This window comes from Metabacillus sp. RB-C-LZQ-3-1 (assembly GCF_058315175.1).
This window is the reverse complement of record NZ_JBZFLI010000005.1, coordinates 117593-140933: the sequence shown is the minus strand read 5'-3', so window position 1 is coordinate 140933 and position 23341 is coordinate 117593. Positions and strand designations below refer to the sequence as shown.

At 34.8% G+C, this 23341-nt stretch carries 29 protein-coding genes and 1 pseudogene; 4 read left to right on the top strand and 26 right to left on the bottom strand.

Annotated elements, in window-relative coordinates:
• Window positions 1-146 precede the first annotated feature (146 nt).
• The 7 genes and pseudogenes from AC4GZ8_RS10115 to AC4GZ8_RS10085 all read right to left on the bottom strand — a co-directional run.
• Window positions 147-299: pseudogene (locus tag AC4GZ8_RS10115) on the bottom strand (sporulation protein YhbH); the annotation flags it as partial.
• Window positions 300-364: 65 nt separating this feature from the next.
• Window positions 365-691 carry a hypothetical protein gene (locus tag AC4GZ8_RS10110; protein ID WP_491081729.1) on the bottom strand — a complete coding sequence of 109 codons (327 nt, stop codon included), beginning with the start codon at window positions 689-691 and terminating at the stop codon, window positions 365-367.
• Window positions 692-789: 98 nt separating this feature from the next.
• Window positions 790-1161 carry a hypothetical protein gene (locus AC4GZ8_RS10105; protein WP_491081728.1) on the bottom strand — a complete coding sequence of 124 codons (372 nt, stop codon included), beginning with the start codon at window positions 1159-1161 and terminating at the stop codon, window positions 790-792.
• 20 nt (window positions 1162-1181) lie between these two features.
• Window positions 1182-2204 carry a hypothetical protein gene (locus AC4GZ8_RS10100; protein WP_491081727.1) on the bottom strand — a complete coding sequence of 341 codons (1023 nt, stop codon included), beginning with the start codon at window positions 2202-2204 and terminating at the stop codon, window positions 1182-1184.
• A 196-nt stretch (window positions 2205-2400) separates the two neighbouring features.
• A complete protein-coding gene (locus tag AC4GZ8_RS10095; protein WP_491081726.1) occupies window positions 2401-3090 on the bottom strand; it encodes a hypothetical protein in 690 nt (229 codons plus the stop codon).
• Window positions 3074-4240 carry an FtsK/SpoIIIE domain-containing protein gene (locus tag AC4GZ8_RS10090; protein WP_491081725.1) on the bottom strand — a complete coding sequence of 389 codons (1167 nt, stop codon included), beginning with the start codon at window positions 4238-4240 and terminating at the stop codon, window positions 3074-3076. Before AC4GZ8_RS10090 ends, AC4GZ8_RS10095 begins: the two co-directional genes overlap by 17 nt.
• Window positions 4241-4252: 12 nt before the next feature.
• A complete protein-coding gene (locus tag AC4GZ8_RS10085; protein WP_491081724.1) occupies window positions 4253-4504 on the bottom strand; it encodes a hypothetical protein in 252 nt (83 codons plus the stop codon).
• A gap of 364 nt (window positions 4505-4868) precedes the next feature.
• Here AC4GZ8_RS10085 and AC4GZ8_RS10080 point away from each other — a divergent pair, with 364 nt between their 5' ends.
• On the top strand, window positions 4869-5090 hold the full coding sequence (locus tag AC4GZ8_RS10080; protein ID WP_491081723.1) for a helix-turn-helix domain-containing protein: 222 nt from the start codon (window positions 4869-4871) through the stop codon (window positions 5088-5090).
• Window positions 5077-5271 (top strand): hypothetical protein, encoded by a 195-nt coding sequence (locus AC4GZ8_RS10075; RefSeq protein WP_491081722.1) that lies wholly within the window; start codon window positions 5077-5079, stop codon window positions 5269-5271. The genes AC4GZ8_RS10080 and AC4GZ8_RS10075 overlap by 14 nt, the downstream gene beginning before the upstream one ends.
• On the opposite strand, the gene AC4GZ8_RS10070 is transcribed toward AC4GZ8_RS10075, so the two are convergent.
• Complete coding sequence (locus AC4GZ8_RS10070) at window positions 5258-5482, bottom strand: hypothetical protein (protein WP_491081721.1); 225 nt, start codon at window positions 5480-5482, stop codon at window positions 5258-5260. The two genes, AC4GZ8_RS10075 and AC4GZ8_RS10070, sit on opposite strands and share 14 nt — an antisense overlap.
• Window positions 5483-5599: 117 nt before the next feature.
• On the opposite strand from AC4GZ8_RS10070, the gene AC4GZ8_RS10065 reads away from it, so the two are divergent.
• Window positions 5600-5932 carry a YolD-like family protein gene (locus tag AC4GZ8_RS10065; RefSeq protein ID WP_491081720.1) on the top strand — a complete coding sequence of 111 codons (333 nt, stop codon included), beginning with the start codon at window positions 5600-5602 and terminating at the stop codon, window positions 5930-5932.
• Window positions 5933-5949: 17 nt separating this feature from the next.
• Window positions 5950-6093 (top strand): hypothetical protein, encoded by a 144-nt coding sequence (locus AC4GZ8_RS10060; protein ID WP_491081719.1) that lies wholly within the window; start codon window positions 5950-5952, stop codon window positions 6091-6093.
• Between the two features lie 13 nt (window positions 6094-6106).
• Here the strand turns inward: AC4GZ8_RS10060 and AC4GZ8_RS10055 are convergent, their stop codons facing one another.
• The 18 genes from AC4GZ8_RS10055 to AC4GZ8_RS09970 form a co-directional block, all read right to left on the bottom strand.
• A complete protein-coding gene (locus AC4GZ8_RS10055) occupies window positions 6107-7075 on the bottom strand; it encodes a peptidoglycan recognition protein family protein (RefSeq protein ID WP_491081718.1) in 969 nt (322 codons plus the stop codon).
• A 45-nt stretch (window positions 7076-7120) separates the two neighbouring features.
• Window positions 7121-7366 carry a hypothetical protein gene (locus AC4GZ8_RS10050; RefSeq protein ID WP_491081717.1) on the bottom strand — a complete coding sequence of 82 codons (246 nt, stop codon included), beginning with the start codon at window positions 7364-7366 and terminating at the stop codon, window positions 7121-7123.
• A gap of 15 nt (window positions 7367-7381) precedes the next feature.
• Entirely contained in the window at window positions 7382-7645 is a 264-nt protein-coding gene (locus AC4GZ8_RS10045; protein WP_491081716.1) for a hypothetical protein, read from the bottom strand.
• 38 nt (window positions 7646-7683) lie between these two features.
• A complete protein-coding gene (locus AC4GZ8_RS10040; protein ID WP_491081715.1) occupies window positions 7684-7905 on the bottom strand; it encodes a hypothetical protein in 222 nt (73 codons plus the stop codon).
• The gene (locus AC4GZ8_RS10035; protein ID WP_491081714.1) at window positions 7902-8327 is read right to left on the bottom strand and encodes a DUF1617 family protein; all 426 of its coding nucleotides are present in this window, start codon (window positions 8325-8327) and stop codon (window positions 7902-7904) included. Before AC4GZ8_RS10035 ends, AC4GZ8_RS10040 begins: the two co-directional genes overlap by 4 nt.
• 24 nt (window positions 8328-8351) lie before the next feature.
• On the bottom strand, window positions 8352-13277 hold the full coding sequence (locus tag AC4GZ8_RS10030) for a phage tail protein (RefSeq protein WP_491081713.1): 4926 nt from the start codon (window positions 13275-13277) through the stop codon (window positions 8352-8354).
• Window positions 13278-13289: 12 nt separating this feature from the next.
• Window positions 13290-14762 carry a distal tail protein Dit gene (locus tag AC4GZ8_RS10025; protein ID WP_491081712.1) on the bottom strand — a complete coding sequence of 491 codons (1473 nt, stop codon included), beginning with the start codon at window positions 14760-14762 and terminating at the stop codon, window positions 13290-13292.
• Window positions 14752-17235, bottom strand: a complete 2484-nt coding sequence (locus AC4GZ8_RS10020) for a phage tail tape measure protein (protein ID WP_491081711.1) — start codon at window positions 17233-17235, stop codon at window positions 14752-14754. Before AC4GZ8_RS10020 ends, AC4GZ8_RS10025 begins: the two co-directional genes overlap by 11 nt.
• Window positions 17236-17574: 339 nt before the next feature.
• On the bottom strand, window positions 17575-17859 hold the full coding sequence (locus tag AC4GZ8_RS10015) for a hypothetical protein (RefSeq protein WP_491081710.1): 285 nt from the start codon (window positions 17857-17859) through the stop codon (window positions 17575-17577).
• 56 nt (window positions 17860-17915) lie between these two features.
• A complete protein-coding gene (locus AC4GZ8_RS10010; RefSeq protein ID WP_491081709.1) occupies window positions 17916-18500 on the bottom strand; it encodes a phage tail protein in 585 nt (194 codons plus the stop codon).
• Window positions 18500-18919: a hypothetical protein gene (locus AC4GZ8_RS10005; protein ID WP_491081708.1), complete on the bottom strand. Its 420-nt coding sequence runs from the start codon at window positions 18917-18919 to the stop codon at window positions 18500-18502. Before AC4GZ8_RS10005 ends, AC4GZ8_RS10010 begins: the two co-directional genes overlap by 1 nt.
• On the bottom strand, window positions 18897-19298 hold the full coding sequence (locus AC4GZ8_RS10000) for a hypothetical protein (RefSeq protein ID WP_491081707.1): 402 nt from the start codon (window positions 19296-19298) through the stop codon (window positions 18897-18899). The genes AC4GZ8_RS10005 and AC4GZ8_RS10000 overlap by 23 nt, the downstream gene beginning before the upstream one ends.
• Window positions 19295-19654, bottom strand: coding sequence for a hypothetical protein (locus AC4GZ8_RS09995; RefSeq protein ID WP_491081706.1), 360 nt, complete (start codon window positions 19652-19654; stop codon window positions 19295-19297). Before AC4GZ8_RS09995 ends, AC4GZ8_RS10000 begins: the two co-directional genes overlap by 4 nt.
• A complete protein-coding gene (locus AC4GZ8_RS09990; RefSeq protein WP_491081705.1) occupies window positions 19623-19940 on the bottom strand; it encodes a hypothetical protein in 318 nt (105 codons plus the stop codon). The genes AC4GZ8_RS09995 and AC4GZ8_RS09990 overlap by 32 nt, the downstream gene beginning before the upstream one ends.
• A 14-nt stretch (window positions 19941-19954) precedes the next feature.
• Window positions 19955-20161, bottom strand: a complete 207-nt coding sequence (locus tag AC4GZ8_RS09985; protein WP_491081704.1) for a hypothetical protein — start codon at window positions 20159-20161, stop codon at window positions 19955-19957.
• Window positions 20162-20215: 54 nt separating this feature from the next.
• Window positions 20216-21439, bottom strand: a complete 1224-nt coding sequence (locus AC4GZ8_RS09980; protein ID WP_491081703.1) for a phage major capsid protein — start codon at window positions 21437-21439, stop codon at window positions 20216-20218.
• A gap of 40 nt (window positions 21440-21479) precedes the next feature.
• Window positions 21480-22199: a head maturation protease, ClpP-related gene (locus tag AC4GZ8_RS09975; protein ID WP_491081702.1), complete on the bottom strand. Its 720-nt coding sequence runs from the start codon at window positions 22197-22199 to the stop codon at window positions 21480-21482.
• Window positions 22196-23341, bottom strand: coding sequence for a phage portal protein (locus AC4GZ8_RS09970; RefSeq protein ID WP_491081701.1), 1146 nt, complete (start codon window positions 23339-23341; stop codon window positions 22196-22198). Before AC4GZ8_RS09970 ends, AC4GZ8_RS09975 begins: the two co-directional genes overlap by 4 nt.

Sequence of the window (23341 nt, the reverse complement as noted above, 5' to 3'; positions counted from 1 at the left end):
TGTGAATAACCCTTACATCCTATTATACACCCATAATTGGTATGACAAATGGTAAATGATCCATCTTAGTGAAGGGGGCCCCTATCCTTTTTATAAAACGAGCAGGCAAAATGAAAAGAGCCCCAATTTCTTTTGGGGCTTCCTTGCTAAGCATACATTTTATTGTCATCTTTTCTAAAGAAACTTTTCATTGCTTGGAAAACATCTGCTTTTTGCTTGAGGATATAATAGCGGAACTTCTCATCATTGACATTTTTATATGCGGACATTAGGGTTGAGTGACGATTATATTGGTACACTTATGTACCCTATACACAAACTAAATATATAAAAAACGAACCCTTTTTCAGAGGTTCGTTTTAATTTAAAGTAAAGTAACTCCACAAATGCTCGCTATGGAAGCAATTGATCCTACATCGCCTAGAACTTTTCTCAAAAGTTCTAGGGGTTTCTTTGCTTCGGGTTTCTTATTGTTTTCATAAGCAGATTTTATTTGTTCAGCAATAAATGTAGCTTGCTCTCTTTGAACTTCATTGTTAATAGCTTGTATATCTTTTATTAGATTAGCATAGGCACTTGAAAATTCATTAGTGGTTGTTGTTTTTGTCTGAGTAACATCTTTACTTTGAAAAGCTGTATTGTCTCCAAAAGTATTACCAATTAGATGACCAGTTTTTTGACTACTATCCATTAACACATCTCCATTATTAAAAATTAAATTAAAATTAACTCCAGCATTCATTAGATCTGCTAAAGTTGAGGAATTAACATATACTTCTTCTTTACCATTTACGCCATGACTAATTCTTTGAGGTTGTGCATTTTTACTGACTTTTTTTTTACATGCTCTAGATATCCTGGCAGGAAATCAAAGGCCACCCATATTCTTTCAGGATCTGGAATGTATTCCAGGTCACAAATAGAACATCTTCGAGGCTCCGTTTCTACTTCATTTGGTGAACCTACTGTGTAATCACTATCACCATCAGGACATTCAACCTCAAAGTACACTTTGAGCTTTTTTCCAACTAACTCAAATAAATGATCGGTTACAGCCTTAAGATCATTTGTGCCAGCTAGTTGGCATACATAATGTGGAGCAAAGTGCTTTACATTTTGTATAGCCATTTCTTCCAAAATATCATCAACGATGTATAACACAGTAGGTCACCTCCGAACTTTTATTTAATATTTATTACCAGTTCTTCTCTATCATTCATGTTTTCTTCATTTTCTGGTGAATCTATTAATGATTCTTCATCTTCTATTAATTCTTCCGGATCTGTTTCTATATCTGAAGGATATCTTATTTGAATTATCTGGTCAAGAATATGCCTAATAACTTCTTCGCCAGATTTCGACCTTATCCACAGCCCTTGATCAGTAACAACATAAGAAACCGTTTCAGTGTACCCAAAGCTATAGGTATGTTCAAAAACCAGTGTCTTCTTCTTCATTGGTTGATTTATAAATTCCTTTTGATACTCCTCCGTTGATTCTAAATCATCGACTTGAGTATTCGCTGTTACCTCTTTCGTTGCGTAAGGTCCAACGATCATTTTATGCTTCGCAGCTCTTAGTTTAGCGCCTAATTTTCGAGCTAATTCATTAGCTTGTCCATCCGTAAGTTTCGTTGCTCTATCCCAGATAACATCTTCTTTATCTTTAACATTCATAATGTCTAACACTGCATCTCTAAACAATTTATTTTTATCAGGATTAGAACGAATTTCCACTGCAAAGGGTGAGAAGTGAATAATAACATACTCAACAAATTGTGGACGTCTGACAACAATCTGGAAGTTTTCTAATACCCGTCTTGGCGGTCCCAAAAACGAAAAAGCCAAAACTAATTTATTTTGATGTTCATAAGCATTTATTAATTTTGGAGTAGTGTCCAAAACAGGTCTAATTCCAGGTCCAAAAATAGCAGGAGTATATTTCTTTTTAAGATGTGCAATAAAGAAATCTCGATTTTGCCATTCTTGACTTAACCCCTTCATCATAATGTTCAAATTAACAGACGTGCTTCCAGCAAATTTATACTCGTCAGCTAACTTATTCCCCGCATCAGGCAAGCTGTCAGATAATGCGTTTGCCATGTCCTCAATTGAACTTAGTTTAGCTTCGACCTTTTTGTCTTTAACTACTTTTTTTAATGCTCCTGAAGGTACTTCCATGATTAGAACATCTTTTAAGCTCAATGCAGTTCCCCCCTCTATTTCTTGTCTATAAAAAGAACATATTCTATTTTGTAAATACTTGTCAATGAAAAATAAAACTTTTAGGGGATTTTATTAGGAAGAATTACTTAATAATAAAGCCTCCGTCTGAAAAACAAAGGCTTTATTTACTAGCAAGGCTTGCCTGTTAGTACTTTTAAATACAATAAGGAGGTGATTAATTACCTATATTTACTCTTATTGTTCCATTATTATTTGATTTAGTCCTTATTTTAGGGTTTGTTTGATTGCTTTCTCTAGGTTTTAGGGATTGTAAAAAGTGTGTAAAAGATGGGGCTTGAATGATTCGAAACGGATAATTGTTCTCCACGGCATAACGTTGCTCTGAAATAATTAGAATATGTGGAAAAATTCTCTTTTCAGGATTTTGCCAAGATTCAGTTGCGATCACACCACTTTGGTATAGATCTACATACCTTTCCAGTTTATCTGACATTTGTTTTTCACTATAGATTGTCTTTTGAACCTCTATAAAGAAAGGCGTTCGTCTGTAAATACAGAAGACATCTGGTTCTGCTATACCTTTTTTACCGTATTTAGGTTCAACAAGGAATGTATCAATTTTCCCCTGTTGAAGAATCTCCTTATAAACAGACAGGATAGCAAGAAAATGACCAATCTTTGCACTATTCTTTTTCATATTTACATCTGGGCCAAAATAAACAAATGGAGTAAAAGCCTTTGAACGCTGTATTTTTCCGTCACGAACTAAACGCAATAACACGTTATTTGCTGCTAAAATAGGATTTTTCAAGTTGCTGAAATGAATTTCTGCTACAGAATCACGATCCATTACTCTAAACCTGTTTAAATCAGCAATAATGGTTTTGTCACGCTTCGTCAGCATCAAAAAACACATCCTTTTCATATAGTGGTGGTATTTCTTCTTGTAGTTTTTCTTCCGAAAAGACTTCCTTTACTTCCTTAGCAACCATAAACGGATCCAAAAGTTGTTTAGCTTTTTCTAAAGTAAGAAATGGTGCTTGTAGCTCATATAATTTGTCACTATTCATAATAAAACGCCCACTCACATCAATTTCATGAGCTAATGGTGTATTTACAATCCTTGATTCGGTTATATCTCGCAATTTGAATCCCATACTTACGGTCAAATTTGCTCTTATTGTAGTATCAAGTACCTTTGCGTTAGGGCGCTGCATTGAAAGAATAGCAAAAACTCCAAGTGTTCTTCCTATTGCTACTAACTCCGTTAGAATCTCCATGATCTCTTCATCCTTGCGAAGCATAACAAATTCATCGATACAGACCACAATATAGGGTCGCTTATGTTCTTCTGGAAGATCATCAACGTGACTGACCTCGTAAATCTCAGTCAAATCACTTCGTTCGTCTAATTCTTGTTTAACATGTAGCAGCATCTTCTTTATATCCTTAGCATTACTTAGCACGCATTTAACGTGTTCAACCTTACGGAAAATATGAAACTCTGACTTTTTGCAATCACCAAGGTACAGCTCTAATTCACTCGGGTTCTTGGCTAGAATCAAGGTTGTGAGGATGGATCGTAATTGAGTAGATTTTCCAGAACCAGTTTCACCAGCAATTAAAATATGAGGTTGTTTAAGCATATCGAAAGATACGTACTGACCATGTCTATCTTGACCGCAAATAATACCTAACTTAATTTTCCTTATGTTATCAAATACCTCTTTTTCCTTATAAATCAACTCTTTTGGCATTTGCTTTTTGTGAATAGTCAAAAAGAAGCATTTAAAATCACCTTCTAATTCGATATTTGAACCAAACGACTGCATAAAAACATACTCTTTTTTCATAACCTCTTTTGGATCCATTCCATTTAAAAGGGTAAAAACATACTTGGTAGAATCTTCTTTAAGTTCAATGGACTGTATTTTAGGAGTGGTATGGAATTGCCTGCCGCCACTGTTTTTATAAGTTTGGAAAAGACCTGCATTCATAAAGCATTTGTTCAAGTCACTTTTTGCCTTCTGACGCTGAATAAACTCGCTAATCATCTGATAACCCTCCTATACAATCTTAAATAAAGCCCAAACCATAAAACTAAATGCTCCTACAGGTAAAATAAAACGAGTAATCGATTCAACGATGTAAGCAAGCTTGCTATAGCCATTTTTAGCTGAGTTAATTTCAATTAGGTGTGAAAGTATAGCCAAGCCTCCGACACCCAAAACAACCCCATACAAACCTGTCATTTGAGGTGTTAAATCAAACAGACCACTAATCGTTACTGATGGCAAAAGACCTGAATACAACCTCACATCGTTTCCCCTCTCTCTTTCCTTTCTCTCCCTCGCGCTCCCTCTCATACCTATCTCTCACCCCTTCAAGTTCTTAACATGTTTTGTTTTTCTTTTGATAATTGGTGTATTTCTTGTACTTATGCATTAGCCCTATTTAATTAGATTCTGTGTTGTTGGTGCATTAATTAAATGGTAGGATTCATGTAGTTTCTTATCACATACATAATCCCTTCATGAAAACTACTGTTTAGGTTTCATGTTAATAGCCTATGAATGATTTAGGAAAATTTGCTTGTCTCTCCAAAATTAATTGTGAAAGATTTAAATGAGTTTTTGAAAGGTCATAACTGACTTTTGTAGAATGTATTAATTGGTGATGAGAATGAATAAGTTAAAAAGTAACATTGGATGGCTTATTGAAAAGTCTCCGTATACGAGGTCATTTTTTAAAGAAAGGTATAGGTGTTCTTTAAACACTGTATCAAATTGGTGTACGGGAAAAAGCTACCCTTCCGCAAAGATATTGTTTGATTTGGCACTACATTTAGATTGTGCGGTAGATGATCTTTATGAAAGATTGGAGGAAGAGGATGTCAATCAATAAAATTCGAAGTATTTTATATAAGGTTTCTAAATTCCTGGGAGATGTGAATGCAGTAAAAAAGGGAACTATAGGTAAACCTGTTGCAAGAAGAGCAGCTAGTAAAGCTACAGGAAAATTTATTAGGGAAGTTGTTCAAATAAATAACCGCCATCATTGGCGGTTTCTTTTTATGCATAGTTGATTTTATCCCGTATTCTTGGTTTTGCAACCGATAAGATATTGGACTTATTGAATATCCTTGGTTGTTGCTTAGAAATACAATAAGCTCTAATATATTCATCTTGTATTTGTTTTACAATAATTGTTCTATGTGAAATGTCTCCTTTTCCAGAGATATACATTATTTCAATTGGTAACTTTTCTTCCCTAGAAGTTTTCAATAAACCATTCATCTTATCAGCTCCTTTTCTGTATTCTTAAATTATATAGGAACGCATGTTCGATTTCAATTGATAACACGAACGTATTTTCGTATAATAGTAACACGATAATACAAAAGGGATGATTTTATGATTCGCGATCGAGGTACAAAGAAGTGGACTGCATTTATGATGCCCGAACATGTTCAGAATTTAAGGGATTTTGATAAAAGTCTAGATAAATTGGAAAAACCAATTTTAGATGATCATCAACTTGAAGAGATAAACTTTTTAATTTGTGAAGCAATGGAATATAATAAAGAACTTGTCTTTACTTACTTTGAACATGGAGATATAAAATTTTTTATTGGTAAAATTCATTATGTCGACAATAAAAGAAAAGAACTCCGATTGTTGGATATACATGGTGATAGATTTTATTTAAAAGTTGAAGATATTTTGAAAGTGGATTTCGCTGAATAACAATAGGAGTGTTTTTTATGAATGATAAATGGTTAGAGTTAATTGAGCAATTAAAGAAAGACGGTATTACACCAGAGGAAGCAAACAAGAGAATTAGAGGATATGAAATGTTAAAAGGCATTTTAGAAATGTTAGAACAGTTAGAGCCCACTAAAAAGTGAGCTCTTTTTTTATTTAACCATTTTTAACAAACAGTTTTTCTACCCAAAGAGCTTTGTTAAAACACATGACCAAGTACTTATTATCATGCTCTTCTAAGAAAGCAAATCGCTCACCTTTTTTAATTGTACCGTATGGAGATGTAAGATCCTTATATGAATAGCCTTGAATGTCTTGCAAGGCAGTCAGCCACCCAAATTCCAAAATAGACAATTGCTTTTTATCAATCCAACCAATGTTTTCATGGCCATTCCAGATATTTACCCATTCAGTTCCTTTCACAATTTGTTCGAATCGTGCAGCAAGAATAAATCCTTTATACTCAGAAGCTTTTGCCTTCCATGAATCAGTGCCAGGTTGGCCATACACACCGTATTTATAATCTACAACACTTGATGGATACCAAACTTTACGTGGTTCTTTTTCTGTCTTTAGGTTAGAAGAAGTCACAGTTTTATTTTTGCTGTTTAGGTCTATCCCCTTGCCAGCAATTACATCCTTGAAGTTCCAAGTATCGCCAGGGCAGTTCTTCCATGAGTAACCTGGGCACTCTTGATGACCTTTTACGTACTTCATATTAGGGAGCACTTTAAATAACTCTTTGTTCAATAGGTGCAGTGAAACCATTTGTTCCATAGTAGGTTTTTCATTAGCACCCTCTTTACGAAAATCGCCTACTAGACACGTTCCTATAGAGCGTGTATTTGTATTACCTGCATGATAGGTACGTCTATCTAAATCATCAGTTTGATAAATAGTTCCATCAGGCATTATCACAAAAGGATATGCACAACCATGCCAGCCATTTGTATCTATATGTGTATTGGCAAATGAGTGTGGGTTAGATCCTTTTAAATGTTGAGCTGTCATGGAATGATGAATGACATGAGTATCTTTAACAGCTGTACCAACAAACGGATAACGACCTTTTCTACGAATTGAGTTACGAATATCCTTATATTTTGGTATATCTTTAATAGCCATTCTACTTCCTCCTTTGGACAAAATAAAAAGCCACCGTTAGGTAGCTTATTTTTTGATTATCCCTTGAGCTTTCAAAGCATTTTCTTTAAATTGTTGTGATTTTTTAGTGACGAATGTATTTTTCCATACGGCATAACCGTTAATGACCAGAGCAACAAATGCGCTAATTAAGACTACAAATGCATTAATACTGTCCACAGTAAACCAATCAAATGATACTCCTATTGTTCCGAAAAACATGAGTAAAGCCGTTAAAAATCCACCTATTAAAGTAGCAATATCTTTTTTCATCTAATTCATCCTCCATTATTTTAAGTAATTTAGTACTCCAAATAAAAAAGTGACTGCAACAGCTGCGCCACTTATCCATAATGCTATATTGGAACGTTTATTATTTTTAGTTTCATCCATTTCCTTCTCAATTTGACCAAAACGAAGATCTGCCTCAGTCCTTGTAATAAAGTTAGCACTATAAGCATCGAGCTTCGTTTCAATACGCTCAATTGTCTTTGTTAGTGTAACAAGTTGGGTTTCTAATGTGGCTATACGTTCGTAATCTTTTTGTTCCAACCGGTAAAACCACCTTTCTAGGCAAAATAAAAAAGCCCTTATACAGCGCTTGGAGTTGATATTTTTTCAATTACACGTTGCTTTACAATTGTAGTTAGAGCAGCTATCGATTCATTACCAGCATATTCTTCATTAGTTAATGAAAAATTTCCGTTTACATTTAATGTTCTTTCCTGGTCATACCCATTAAAATAAACCTGAGCACCCTCAACATTTCCATCGGTGTACTTAATACTTACATTGGTTATTTGAATAATCATTCGTTTTCCTCCTCAGCTTCCTCAAATTTTTCACAGATATAATCGTAAATGTGCGCCTCATCACCACTAAATTCTTTTTCACAATTAAACAAAATTTCTTTAACTGTTTTTAACACTCCAGTGTAATTTCCACCCTCGATTACAAACTCTTCGCTATCCAATTCCTTCTTTTCTTTTACATAAGCATCAACATCTTTTACATCCCAACTTTGTCCATTATCTTTTGTTTTTGGGTTGCCTTCTTCGTCTAAATGACAATGTTCTTTTAACAAAGTTTTAACATCCTCTTGGTACTCTTGTAATCCTTCATTTAACTTATTAATAAATTTTGTTCTATGCCTTGACTGTTTTCCTTTTAAAGAAAAATCATATAACAAATTCATAACCTGTGCGATTTTATTGTTATTAATTTTAATGATCATACTAGCATCTCCTACATTCTAATTTTATATATCCATCCAATATGTTTGTTCGTAACCTACACGTTTGCCATAAACTACAAAATCACAGATGCAATTTGTATCACTTTCTACATAGAACATTCCTTTTTCCTTCCCAACAATTCTCACATTACAACTTGGAAATACACCGTATTCAGTAATTGCTTTTGCAAATCTGTCTTCAATAAATATGGCATGTTTTTGATTTGCGACAATCTCAACATTGGTAATTAAAGTGGTTAATAAAACTTGTGGACTATCGACTGGTGACATTCCTAATGTTTCTCCATCGATATCAATTGTACCACCTGTTTTTGTACCATCAGCGTTGAATGCATGCCTTACAGTACCACCCATATAGAAGGTAATTCTTCCACCGGCATCCTGACGGATATAGTCGTTACTATCTCGCATCCATCTAGCTACTCCGCCTGTAGGATTTACTCTAACATTAGTGCCACCGAATATTACTTCGTTGTCACCAGTAGAACGTCCATGAAACCTTGCAATTTCTCCACCGGCACTATTTAGTATAGAGAAGGACTTTTCATCTGAATCTGCTTTCAGACCTAATTGTGCAGATGCTCCAGCACCACTTTGCATGAATCTCCAACCACGTTCTGAATTGAGATGCAAAAGTGTAGCACCATCGCCTGACCTGTTAATTGTAACTATATTGTTAACTGTTAATAATTGAGCAACTAATAGATTAGCATTCTTTACTTCTAATGTAGAATCATTGTTTAAAATAATCCTTGCATCGTAATCAATAGTTGCGTCATTTGAGAAATCAATATAAGGTGTTCCGCCAGATGTGCTTCGTAGTTCAATACTAGGGTTTCCTGTACCTTCAGCACGAAGTCCAACCCTCGATTTTATAAAACCTGTTGCATCTGTATTTCCACCAATAAATAATTCAGAATGTACACTAAATAAACTTCCATCAAAATCTAAATTTGTTCCACCTGAATTTGATAACCCTACTCCACCTTGACCAAATATAATACCTCTATATTGTCCTTCTGCGGCATTTCTACCGACATACAAATTATCTCCAACAATAGTATCCTGTATGGCTTGTATAGAGTTAACATTTAAATGGTCTGCAGTAATAGCTCCATCCACAATTAAACTACTATCTGCCATTCTCCTACAATATAAGCCATCAAAGTAAGTATAATATCCTGCTGTGTTTTCTAGCCCAGAAACGCTTACTCCAATTCTCATATATAAAGCACCAGATGGAACTACAATTTGATGAGTTAGTTTTTTCCATGTAGTATTTAGTGTAGCTGTTGGAATAGAGTACATTAAATGGTTGTAATCTTTATCCATGAATTGTATAAAGAATGTTCTTACTGTTTTTGTGGTAGACGCTTTAAACCATCCTTCAAAATAATATCGTTGTCCTTCGGCAACTTCTATATTGCTATCTTGTCTTACGTCATTATATCCACCATTCCATTTAATTCTAAACACTTTAGTTCCATGCGGTGCAGTTGCATCTGTGACAACTTCTGCAACAGAAGTAGCACTCCACCCTGCAGTTCCTTTTTCAAAACTTCCATTTACATATAAATTCTCAAAATTTCCTACTACTAAACTTTTTGTAAAGATAGAATCGTTTGCAATCATCCCACCATCAATTAAAGTGGTGCCAGATTTCCAACTGTTCAATAACGATTCTGCATTATTCCATTTAGATGCACTAGCTATTTGTGTGTCGGAAACAGTCCCACTTAACTTAGATGTGCTGAATGTTCCATTACTATTGATGTTGCTTGATCTATCCCAAACTAATTTATTACTGTCAATTGTAGACTTAGCAGAATCACCATTATTAACTTTTGTAGCTAGTGTTGAATCAAAAGCGCTTATTGTAACTTTTCCTCTAAGGTTAATGTTTTGTACAAGCACATCTAAATCGGTTGCAGATTGAGTAATTTTAGAAACAATAGTTGAACCGTTATAATCGGTGTTAGATACTTTACTAGTTATGTTATTGGCATTTTGAGTTATGGAACTTTCTGCAGAAGCCATTCTGGATTTTAAATTATTAACATCTGTATCGTAAGTTGTTTGAGACACTTTTAATGTTATATCTTCAGCATTTTGAGTTATGGAACTTTCTGCTGTTGTTAGTCTAGAATCTAATTCATCATAACCGCTTTTGGAGTCCGTTACATCCATTACAAAAGCATCGTCCCAATAGAATATATATCCGCTAGGAACTGTGTCTCTTATGGATAACCTAACTAATAGTTGATCATAACCGTTCGGAATTGTAATATACCCAGACAATTTAGTCCACGTTTGGGCTCCACCATTAGATAAGTTTTGTACAGAAGGATATGTTAAAGCGCCAGTTCTAGTGTTTCGTATTGAAGTTTGCAAGCCAATTTGACCTGTCCAAGAAGTTTGACCTGCCTTTACATAAACTTCGCAATAATAAGTTCTTCCAGGTGTTGTTTTTATCTTAGCAACTTGTATATCTTGTATTCTACCAGTTGATGTTAATTTTAAAGATTTACTACCTGTATAATATTCTTCGGTAGTTAAGCTATTCCCCCAAATAGAACCTTCCCATACACTATCCTTTTCAAAACCTCCATCAATAACTAAATTGTTACCTGAATTAATTAAATTTTCAAATTCAGTTTTAGTTACTCTTGCCTCAATCTCATCACCATGTACGGTTAATGTTGACTCTACGCTACTTACTCTACCTGTTAATAAATTAAAATCCGATTGGTTTACTTTTAAACTTATTGCTTCCGCATTAACACTTATTTCTGCTTCTGCACTTGTAACCCTCGTTGCTAAATTACTTAAATTACTATTTGTAGTATCAAGGGAACTTTGATTTGCTTTACCACTTAATTTAGTATCTGTTTCAGTTCTTGTGTATACAGTAGTTTTATCAGCCTTTAAACTAATATCACTTTCTGTTTGTGTGATTCTGGTTTCTGCTGCATCAACTCTGCCTTCCAGATCATTGAAGATTGTTAATGATACTTTTGTGGCAATTTCATCTGCTTGTATACTTAGTTGTGATTCAGCCTCTGTTACCCTTCCTGCAACTGTATCTAGATCAGTTTGATTTGCCTTAAAAGTGATATCAGTCTCAGTCTGTGAAATTCTTGTCTCTGCACTATTCAATCTTGAAATAACAGCATTTTGATCAGTAGTATAGGTAGTTACATTTACTTTGCTTTCCAATTTGTTTTCAACTTCTGTTTTAGTATAGGTCGTATTAGCATCTGCTTTGTCGTCAATTAAAGCTTGTAACTCGGCTACCTTACTATCATAAGTTGATTGAGGAACTTTACTTGCCAGGTCCGTTAAGCTAGGTGTTAGTTGTTTCCATGAAGTACCTGTCCACTTAAAATAAACATCATCTGTAGTTCGTAGCCACAATTGTCCAACAGTAAAATTTGTACCTGTTGGCTGTGTATCTTGCTTAATAATAGCTAGTTCTCTTGTCCACACTTCTTGTTGGACATCTGTTATCTTTTCATCTACTACGATTATCTGATCATTCGTGTACTCAATAGCATCAGCTTTTGCACTGTTAGCTTTTTGTTGCGCACCTTCTGGAGTCTCTGCTCCAATTTCACTAGCTTCTGTCGGGGAAGCTTTTACCCAAACCTTATTATCAAAGTCATATCTCATTAAGACATTAGGTTTTTGAGAATCGTTTACCCAATAAGGTGATTCATAAGGGTTAGGTGGTGTAGGTTGATATGGAATTCTTGCTTGTTTATCTTTAATAGCTTTTTGTAAAGCTGTGATGCTATCAAATCTCTTAATCTTTAATTCCTGATATTCACCTAAAACAACCTTATTTTTTGTAGGGTCTGACTTAGAAGTCTGTAATTCTAATACTCTAGCTGAAAGAACTAAAGGAGGGTTAAAATCAAGCACAGATACCGTTACTTTATCACCAATTTGAACCTCGTCATCTTCTGCATACCTAGCTTTCTGTTTGAAATAAGCAACGTCTGTAACAAAAACAGGATTTGGTTTATTATTCTGCTGAAGGAATTTCCAAGATTCATCAAGAATGACAGAAGGGTTAGACTCTTCACTATTGATGTAGTATCCAAAAGCATGCTTCCCATTTAAACCCCATTCCTGTAATGCATCAGGATCCCCGATCCAATCTTGTCCAACGGGTTTTGTCACTTTGGTTCCATTCTCATTCGTAAATGTCTTACTGATTTCAGTGAAGGTAGTAGCCCTACCTGATTCATCTTGTTTCCCAAGTCCGATTATGGCTGTGTAAATCTGCCTTGAAGAAGTTTGTTTTCGGATCTGCAAAAGGTCTCTTCCTGATTCAAACCTTCTTACACCATAACTTTCTTGATTGCCCCGAATTTGATACAGATCAACTGTTTTTCTTACAATTCGTCCATCACTTATTTCTACATGAAAACGGACTTCTCCACCCCAGGTATCAACGATATTATGTACTTCTTTTACACCGTTAGAATAATCTGAGACCTCAAAGTCCTTCGCATTGCTGTATTCAACTATTCCAGCTTCCCATCCAGAACCAGCAAGCACTTGTTCTAGAGCTTGTCGCTGAGTTACACCATTCAATGTCATTGGTCGAACAGGGTGTTTAAGTAACTCTGAACTCTGATTGTCTGATTCTAAAATGATTAATTTCTGTCCATTAGTATCTATACCAGAATCAATATACGTTATTTTCAATGGTACGAGCTGATTTTTTGAATCAAGTGTTGCTGCAATATCATCTAGCTCAATAAGAGCTGCATCGTCGTGATTAGCTGGTACCTCGAAATCAAAACGCATTTCTCCGTATTCAATCTTTTCTATTAATAAATCTCCAGAATACGGACAAGCTTTTGGATTATCGTTAGATAATATTGTCTTTAATTCACCTAGTTTATTAAGGATATATATCAAATTTATCACCTCCTACAACCAACGAGGTCTATATCTCATTTCTATGTCTGCTATTCCTTGTGGTGATGTACCTATGGTTCTTATCCCTGGTGACAAACCAAAAAACTTCCCTCCTGGAGTGAAATGTTTCATAGCTCTAATACCATTTAGATAAACCTTTCCTTCTTCAAAGTCTAGGATTAGTTCATCCCCAGCTTTGATAATGAGATCAGCAACATCACTTGAATCGGTGTTATTTTTCTCCATAATACGGATATAGTCAATACCATAACGGTAAGGTGTTGTATAAGCTTTCCACTGTCCGAAATGGATTTGAATTTGAGCAAGGTTTGCAGAAAAACTCTTAGCTGTATCATAGTAGGTAGTACCGTAAACCGTTCTTTCATATTTTCTAGTTTCATAGTTGAATTGAGCAATGTAAGCATCCCAACGATCATCATGTCGCTCGATTCTCAAGATACCACTAAAATCATTCCAATCGCCTTTTCTTCGACCTGAAGAATTAATGATGTGTTTCCCATTAGTAAAATTCCCTACTCGAGCTTCACCATAAACAAGAGATTGGTACCCATGCATATCTTTTAAAGCAAGCTTGCCAATGACTGCTCCATTTATGTCTAGTAAATAAATTTCTACTCGACCTACTTGATTTGGGTTATTTACCCCAAAGTTAACTAGAGAATCAATTCGAAAGTTTTTTAGACTCCTAGGTAAACCGATTATTTTTGCTGGTCCATGCCAATCATTACCTGTTCCCCAACCATCCGTAACATACTGATTACCATCAGAAACAATATTTCCACCAACAACTCCACCGTCTACATATGTGCCGTTAGCCCAACCAGTCATTGTTTCACCGTTAAGATATAGAACGTTTTGCCACCCTTGTACGAGTGTTTGTTCAACTGTTTCCGGTTGGCCAATTAAAACATAATCATCTTTATCATCAACAACTACGTTAAAAAACGTAGAATCTTGATTAAAGGTTGCCCTTAAGATTGGAAAAGATTCATCAGTACCTAATATTTGAGTTGAAACAGATCCGTCTGGATTAAATGGAACTGATATTATATTTCCGTAAATAAAAGGATCTAGCATGCTTAATGTTATTGAGAATTCACCATCAGTTGGTGTGATATGGTCAATACTGTATTCTCCGTCCTGAATAGCATAAAAATAAGTATCTGGTCTAATATCACGAATGATTTTGTAAGTTGTTTTACAATAAAATGTTTGAAAAATTAAATGTTTTAATCTGTCCATATCTTTTAGATTATCTGCCTCTACCTGAAAGGAAATCTCAATTTTTCTTTCCTTAATTTTTGTAGACATTAATTTGGAACCGTCTACGTTTGGTATTTCGAGTGCAGTTCTCGAAAGATCGGGAGAATAAATACGAAATGAATCAACCCACAAACCAATGTCATTCATATCTATGAATGTACCGTTACTATATTCAATTTTGAAGTTTAACTCACTCTTCATTAATAATCCCTCTGAATCTCATGTTTCTATTTTGGTTATGATCCATAGCATCTTTTACATCTTTCCAGATTAGCTTCCCAACAGTTCTTCCATCCAACTCAACATTCCCCGATAATTTAATTGAGATCTCATTACTGATTAATCGGTCAACCAAACCATTAGAAATTCCAGATAGCTTATTTTGTGCTGAGGCAATTAATTTTGCTATTCTCATAGCATGCGGTCCTTCAAAGGGAACAATCCCTTCTTCCACATCACCAAATCCAGCATTTCCAGCAACTACAGGGTCAGTAAATACTCCACCAGTTTTATGCCATGTAATATCTAGTCCGTTTGGGTAAGTTATGGTTTTACCAAATACAGTTTTTGAGCCTGTTGACAGGGAAAACTTAGGCATTTTAGGAAGTGAAGGTTTTGGTATTTTTAACTTTAGATTACTGAAGAATCCTTTAATAGCCTCGATTTTTTCACTTACTCTATCCTTCGCCTCTTCGATTGGTGATAAGATATTTTCCTTGACCTCATTAAACTTAGTTTTTGCTTTTGTTTTTAAATCATTAAACTTAGAAACTCCTGAATTAACTAATTCTTGAATTTTTGTTTCTGCTTTTACTTTCATTTGATGTAATTCTAAAACTGCTCCAACTGCTGTTTCGGCAATTTTTTGTTTAACCTTTAGTTTAAATTCCTCGTACTTTGTAACTTGTTCACTTACAAAGTTCCTAACAAGTTCCTTCATTTTGTTTTTTCCGGTTGTATATGCAGCAGTCATTAATACAAAACCTTCAATAACTTTCATAACCGTTTTGTCACGCCACTCTTCCATCTGGGCTTTAAAAAGCTCAAAAGCTTTAATTCCCCCAGTGATCAACCCAGGAATTCCTATAAAAAACTTCCCTACCTTTAATAATAAATTTAATATCGGAGTTAATATCATTAATAAAGGTCCAAGTGCTGCCACAAACAGACCAATACTAATAATGGCTTCTTGTACCTTGGGATCTAATTCCTCAAACCAAGTTGAAAAACGATCAATATATTGGTCAATTTTAGGGAGTATTCTATCTGCTACATCTAGTAGGATATCGCCTAAAGGTTTAACAGATTCGGAAGCGCTTCGCATTGTACTTTGAAATCTTTGGCCGAAATCCTCTTCAGCTGAATCCGCAACGGCTTTACTAGCTCCTTCAATATCACCTAATTTCTTAACAGTGGGGTCTAGGGCAAGTAGTACTTCCGCACCAACATCTTCAAATTTCGTGCCGAATATTTCAACACCAGCTTGAGTTCTTAATAATGGATCATCAATTTCTTTTAGTTTCGAAATAGTTAAATCAAATGCTTCTTTAGCCGAACTTCCGCCTTTTGCGAACTTAGCAGACATTTCATCAGCGTTTAATCCGATCTTTTTAAAACCTTCATTTGTACGTTCACTTGCTTGCATTGCTTCAATTCGGAATTCTTTAACAGCATCAGCTAATTGATCTAAATTCCAAGAACCATTTTCTTCACCTTGAGCTAATATGTTGAACATTTCTTCAACACTAAAACCGGCTTCATCAAATTGGGTAGAATACTCTGAAATCGTATCTAAAAAATCATCAGAATAATTTAGGTTGTTTTGATATCCTCGGACGATATAATCAAAAGCTTCAGAACTACTTAATCCAAAGCGATCCATTAGAGCCTTTGCTGCTCTTAATTGTTCGTTTACACCGTCGCCCCAATCTTTTTCTAACTGAATAGCGATTTTTGAAGTATCCCTTAGTTCGTCTTTATTCAAATCTCCTAAAGTACGTCTTACCTGACCTACAGCATCAGTGACCGTGTCCAAGCTATCTCCAAATCCATTTTTCCAAACATCCTCCGCAACCTCACCAAGCTCTTCAACCTCTTTTTGAGTTAACTGGGTTGTCCTTTGAAGTTTCTTGTTTGCAGAATCAAATTCGGAGGCCATTCTTCCTACTGAAGCCCCAACTACACCAACCCCAACTGCTGCGACACCAGATACATTTTTCGCGACATCTTTTGACTTCTCTCCTAGATCTTTAAGAGCACTAGAAAGCTTATTAGCATCCTTGCTTGTGTCTAACATTTCACTTCCTTGCTCGTTTAGCTTCTTGTTGGTCCTAGAAATATCATTAAGCAGTCTTTGTTCCTTTATTTGAAGATCTAGTAATTTATTAGTCAATGAGCCAACTTCTTTTGAATTTTCACCATAAGTACTTTTGGCTTTTGCTAATTGATCAGCTGTTGCTTGAACTCTTTTCTTTGCGATTTCTTGTTCTTGTGACAGATAATTCAATTTATTTTTTAATTTATCTGTCTCAGATCCATTTTCTTGAAGTTGTGCTTCTTGTAGCTTAAATTCTTTTCTAAGGGTTGCGCTTTTCTGTCCCATTTCACGCATGCCTTCATTAAACTCTTTGTTAAAGATACTAAACTTAACTTTTGTTTCTGGTTGATTAGCCATACTCCCCCTCCTTCCTATTTGGGGTTATTTTTCCAGCCATCATAAGCTTGTTTCCCTTCAAATATCCGCTCTACATTTTGAAGTGGGCTATACCAAAAAGTATCACTATCTATCCCGTATATAAGACAATAAAGAACATATTTATCTTCAACACATTCAATATTTATCTTTGGTGGTGATATTTTTTGTTGCCCTTTTTCTGCTTTTTTTTAGTACTATTTTGAAAACCTTTCGCAAAATTATTTGTTCCATCTGATAAATAACCCTCAATAAGTTTCCCGAACGTGTCCATTGTTTTTTCGATAGGCTCATTGTATTCTTCTAAGAACTCATCGAAGCTCATATTAAAGTCTTTATTAAACCCAAGAATAGACAAAGAGGGTCAAATTCGTTAGCGACACTTTTTTTTACTTCCTCTCTATTCTGGCTTACAGATGAGATATCACTAAATCCCAAAAGATCTGCTATTGTAGATGATTGTAAGATTCCTAAATCCTTACCTAGTTGCAATGACTTGTTTGTAAGTGCTGCTGGTACATTCTTAGAGCTGATAACCTTATGCTTAAATTGATTATTTTCTTTAACTATTTCAAACTTTTTTAATGTAATTGTTTGTATTTTCATTCTTCATTTCCTCTCTTCTCAAATCGACGTAAAAAAGAGTAGGATAGAACCTACTCTTAAACAATTGGAACCTCTACTAGTGTGTAAGTAAATTGCGAATGCCATGTGTCTGCAATAGTTGGATCTGATAATTCAGAGACTAATGCTTCGTAATATAAATTACCTTGTTCATCGGGATAACAAGTAATTTCCACTTCCATTTCCGCAACTTCATCTGCTCCATTTTCAATTGCGAATTTAAAACCAGTTGCACTTACTGCTTTGGGAAAGGCGATTAATTTTGTCACATCTTCAAATTCATCAATTACATCTGCAGTAAGGATAAACTCCTTTCCTTTGGAATCCTTCGAATAAGAATAAACACCTGGTTTTAAATTGTCTGTTTTTAGTCCAAAAAAGTCTCTAACTACCTTCAAAGGTATATGTGCAGAAATCGTTAAATCAATTTTTTCTGGTTTGCTTTTCTTTGCTACTTCTTGTCCTTCGCACATCTTGATGATTTCTTTCAAGGTAGTTTCTCCTTCTACACTCCCAACACAACCGAATTTAGTACCAGGTGCAAATGATCCATCATTTTGTCTAAATTGTACACTTGAATTTCTTATGGCCATTGGGTCAAATGTTTCTACAACTGTAGGCATTATCCAAACGCCTCCTTTATTTTTTGATCTATTCTTTCATTTAGCTCCTCTATAATCTTAGGAGTTGCTTTTTCTAATCCTTTTTCCATAAAACGTTGTTCGATTGGATTACTAGGTCCCCGTCCTTCATTTGGAAAGACAAGATAACCAAAGCTACCTTTATTCCTAGCAACTCCACCTTTTGCCTTAATGGTAATAGCTAAATTATGCTTTTCACTTTTTGACCATTTACTCGTTTTAGCATGTATCTTTCTTCTTGAAGACACCGGAATGAATTTTGTGATTTCCTTTACCACTATCTCTACACCTGTTCGATGGAGAAATTCGTTAATTGTTCTTTCTACATCATTAGGTATTTTCTTAAACTTTTCATGAAGTTGGATGACCTCTGAATAATCAATCCCATATTTTGCACTCATAAGACATCTTCCTTCTAAAAATCACTGTTACTTGATCAAGAAACTCGTCAGTATCCTTCTTTTGTAGCCGCTGCTTTAAAGCACGATTAAATGTAGTTCCAGGAACTTTTGAATCAATTAAAGATATGATATCTAAAGTATCTTCATCGACCGTATCATTTCCTTCCGAAATGAATACAACATATATTTCTTGATATATTGAACCAACTGATTCTGTTGATTCCCAATCTCCATAAATTAATAGGAAATAATTATATTCTGTGGGATATTCATCCTCAGCAAGATCGTCTTGATAGATTGGTAAATTAAAATGAGACGACAAACTATCATAAAGTAAGGTATTCTGCTTTTTAAGATTAACTTTCTGTTTCTCATTCACTGTATTACCCCTACTTCCTGCAGATAAAAATAAAGATATTTATTCCCATCAGGATCTACTTTGATAACATCAAATTCAACGCCTTCTATTCTTACCTTTAATTTACTTTTAGAGATGTTTCGAAAAGATGGGGGATAAAAAGTTTTTACTTTTAAATCTAGACTAGCATCCATCAATCCAGCCATTTGGTAATCACTATCACGACATGACATTTCTTTGTATGCTAGTTTTCCTTCTGCTGCAAAGGATTCTCCAGTCCGTTTACCAGTTGGAGAACGTAGTGTTGTTTTGCGTCCATATGTTAAGAATCCGTCATTGAAAGTCTCATGAGGTGGTCTCTGTACTTGCTGCAACATGAGCCTTTACCCCTTCTCTAATAGATAACTTTAAAAGCTCTCTTTTGAAATTAAATTCAAACATCTCGAATGAATGATTATATACATACCTGCCATAATCTAATAACAATTGTTTTACATTTTCATCTTTTTCATAATCTAACTGAGTGCCAGCAATATCATTTAGGTAAGAAACCCCTCTTGAGATAAGTGGCAAAAAAACTGTAGTATCCTCATCGTTCCACGTAACCTTTAAGTAGCTTTTTAATTCTTCTTTAAGGGTCTCTTTTAAGGAATCAGTAATCAAAAAATCACCTCCTATTATTTTTCAGGAGATGATTTCGTTGTATTATTTTCCTCTTTTACTTCTTCAATAAATGCATATTTGTACTCGGGATGCACTGAAGATAATTCTTTAATACGTTCTTTTGTAGCCTTGTGATCTCCTTTCGGATACTCTTCACCAGGCATATATAACTCATTGTCTTGTTCCTTGTCTCTAAATGAATTGATTACTTTGTATGGCATTGTAAATCTCTCCTCTATTTTTAAAATTTAATGTTTATATCTTATTGATTAATATCAAACTGTTGGGGCTGGCTCAAGAGCGCTAATATCGTAAACTGTGAATGAGTCTTCATCTAACGGGCGACCATTTGCAAGTTGACGGATTAAGTAAAGACGTTGGTCCTCAATCATTCTTAATACATCCGTTGTCTCTAATGTCTGTTTGGCTGCTACTCCCATAAAATAGTCCTTCGGGTTTCCTGCTATCATTCGATTAAGTGGAACGGCTGGAACTTGAACAATTGTAAGACCTGGTACTGAATAATTATCATATGTCCAACTACCGTCATCCTTCTGTTTTGCTCCTAGTGCAAAGAATTTTGTCGCATAATCTAATGGATTAACGATTAATGTTACTCCTTTATATCGACGAGTACCGCCTTTTGTCGTTGGAGCTAGAATTTTTTGACCTATTGTAGCTGGTGAAAAGTCAGGTAAAACTACTGGTGTTTTATCTGCATATCCATTTACAGGATCTAATGCGCTTACTGGATTTTTCAACATACCAATTGGCATTTTTAATCCAGTACCGTTTACAATTGCATTTTCTAATTCATCCGATACGACTTCCTTCATGAATGTCCGGACATAACGATCTAACCATTCAGGTCCAAGTTCAAACATTGCCTTAGAAACAACTAAGAAACCGCTAAGTTTAAACATACCTTGTTCAATAGTTCGAAATCCTTCATCAACCATTTCTTGAATTGCACTTGTTACCTCTCCCCAGAATGCAGCAGGCGCTCCTGGTTTCCGTAATACCCATGCTGTTGATGCACCTGTTCTTGTAAAGTTTACAAGAGAAAGTAACGGATGATCTTTTTGTAGATCCTCAAAAACTCGTTCGAATACAGTTGGAGGCATTAGCTGATCTACCTGATCAAATGATTGAACTTCAATGGCAGCATTGTAAAACTTCTTTTCCTCTGTAGTCAAAATGCGTACACCACGGGAAGCTAAAACCTGTGCATCCCAATTTTCATCCTTTGCTTGGTTAGCTTCCTTAATAGTGTCTTCCATAATTGTTTGGAATTTAACAAGATTGTTTTCAAAATTATTAACTATTTTTTCGGCTACTTCTTTTGCATCTCCACTTTCAAATGCGTCTTGCATTGCCTTTACTTGCTCATCTTTATTGTCGATGAGAGGTGCTTTTAGTTTATCTAAATTTTTTACAGCGAAATGTTGAAGATCGACTGTTAGTAAAGATTCTGGTGACTTCATAACTTTATATTTCATTTGTTATTCCTCCTGTTTTTAGGCAAATTAAAAACGCCTTTTATTGGCGCTTGAACTTTCCCATTAGATTGTTTTTATTAGTAACGATTGGCTGCTTTGATCTATTATTTCGGAATTTATTTAAAACCTTATTTTTAAATTCTTCTGAATCAATTTCATCATCTTCATTTTCATCAACTTCATTAACTCTATCAGCAAGTCCAAATTCAACTGCTTCGTTAGAAGTGAACCAAGTTTCATTTTGAATCATTGTTTCTATCTCTGAACGATCCCCTTGATAACGAGTCATATAAATGTCAGCTAAAGATTTGTCAATGCCTTCCAAAGCGTTTAACGTTTTCTTGATATCTGTTTTAGTTCCCCATGTGAAAGTTGATGCCTCATGGATCATTAACATCGATCCAGTATTCATAATTAGTTCATCAGCTGCCATTGCAATAATAGACGCAGCACTTGCAGCTAAACCATCTACATAAATCGTTACTTTTGCATCATGATTCTTTAGTTGATTGTAAATTGTAATACCATCAAAAGCATCTCCACCTGGACTGTTCAAATGAACAACAATAGTGTCAGTTGTTACATTTGATAATGCTTCTTTTATATCGTTTGCAGAAATTGATTCTCCCCACCATGATTCTCCAATATCACCATAAATGGTAATTTCAGTGGAATCACCAACAGCTTCAGCTTTAAACTCATGTTCAATACTAGAAGCAATGTTGTTGTACTTTTCATTCTTAAAACGTTTCAACTTCATGTACGCTCACCTCCTCTCATATATTCTTCAACTTCCATATAGTTCTTTGTAATATGATGTTTATCAGCCCATTCTTCATCAATTGGCTCATCTCCAATCAAAAATCTATTTTCATTTACTGAATGAGTTCCACTTGATAATAACTTGTCGAGTGCGTTAGCTAATTGAACAATATCTATATATTTTATAAACCTGGTATCAACTTTAAAGTATGTCCGTTTTATATAATCAGCTTTTGTATAAACCTTTCTGTTGACCTCATCTTCAATTAACTCAGCTATCGGTGCAATACAGAACATGATAAAATTATCTGTTTGTGCCCCAACATCGGCTAAATCCCCTTTGAGTAATCCCTTTGGTACATGAAAACCCATACTTACAAAATCAAAAATATCATCAACTAATGCTCTAACATCACGACTAGTTCTACCACTATTAGATAAATTGGTCAGTTCATCCAATGAGATACCATCTTGTAAAGGTAATGCAGCAGCTCCTTCTGCTTCTAAGAAACGTTTCAGCTGTGCGTTGAACATTTCTTCTCGAACTTCCTGATCTTCATCTGTTTGTGAGAAATTACCCTCCATGCCTAGTTTTACTCTCATAGCATTCGAACGCTTATAATAATTCATGGAAGCAGTAATTAATTTTCCGTAGCTTGCATACAAATCATCTATTACTCTTCGAATGCTTTGATTGTTTAGTTTAAAAAATAATACTTCACTCTCTGAAAAACTTTTATTTAATTGGTAACCATTCACAACGATATTGCTATATACGTTTTCAAAAAACGCATATTTTTTACATTCAAACGAATCCGCTACATAGAGCTGATCTCTCCACATAATTACTAGACATTCATTTTCATAAACTAATTTTGATACAAATTCATGAAAAAACTGACTTGAGTTTTGATTCTGGTTAGGTTGTACATTAAAAAGATAATGATTGTTCCCTATAGTTTCTTTTCCATTTTCATATGTCCTGAATTGAGAACGTGTTAAAGTATTAGCTATTAAATTCACACAAGTTTGTACAGCTAATTTTCTAACATGATATTCCACAGTTAGATCAATAAATATTCCTTCATTGAGATTTCCTTCTGGAGAGAACCAGCTTTTAAAGAAACTAAATAGACCCAA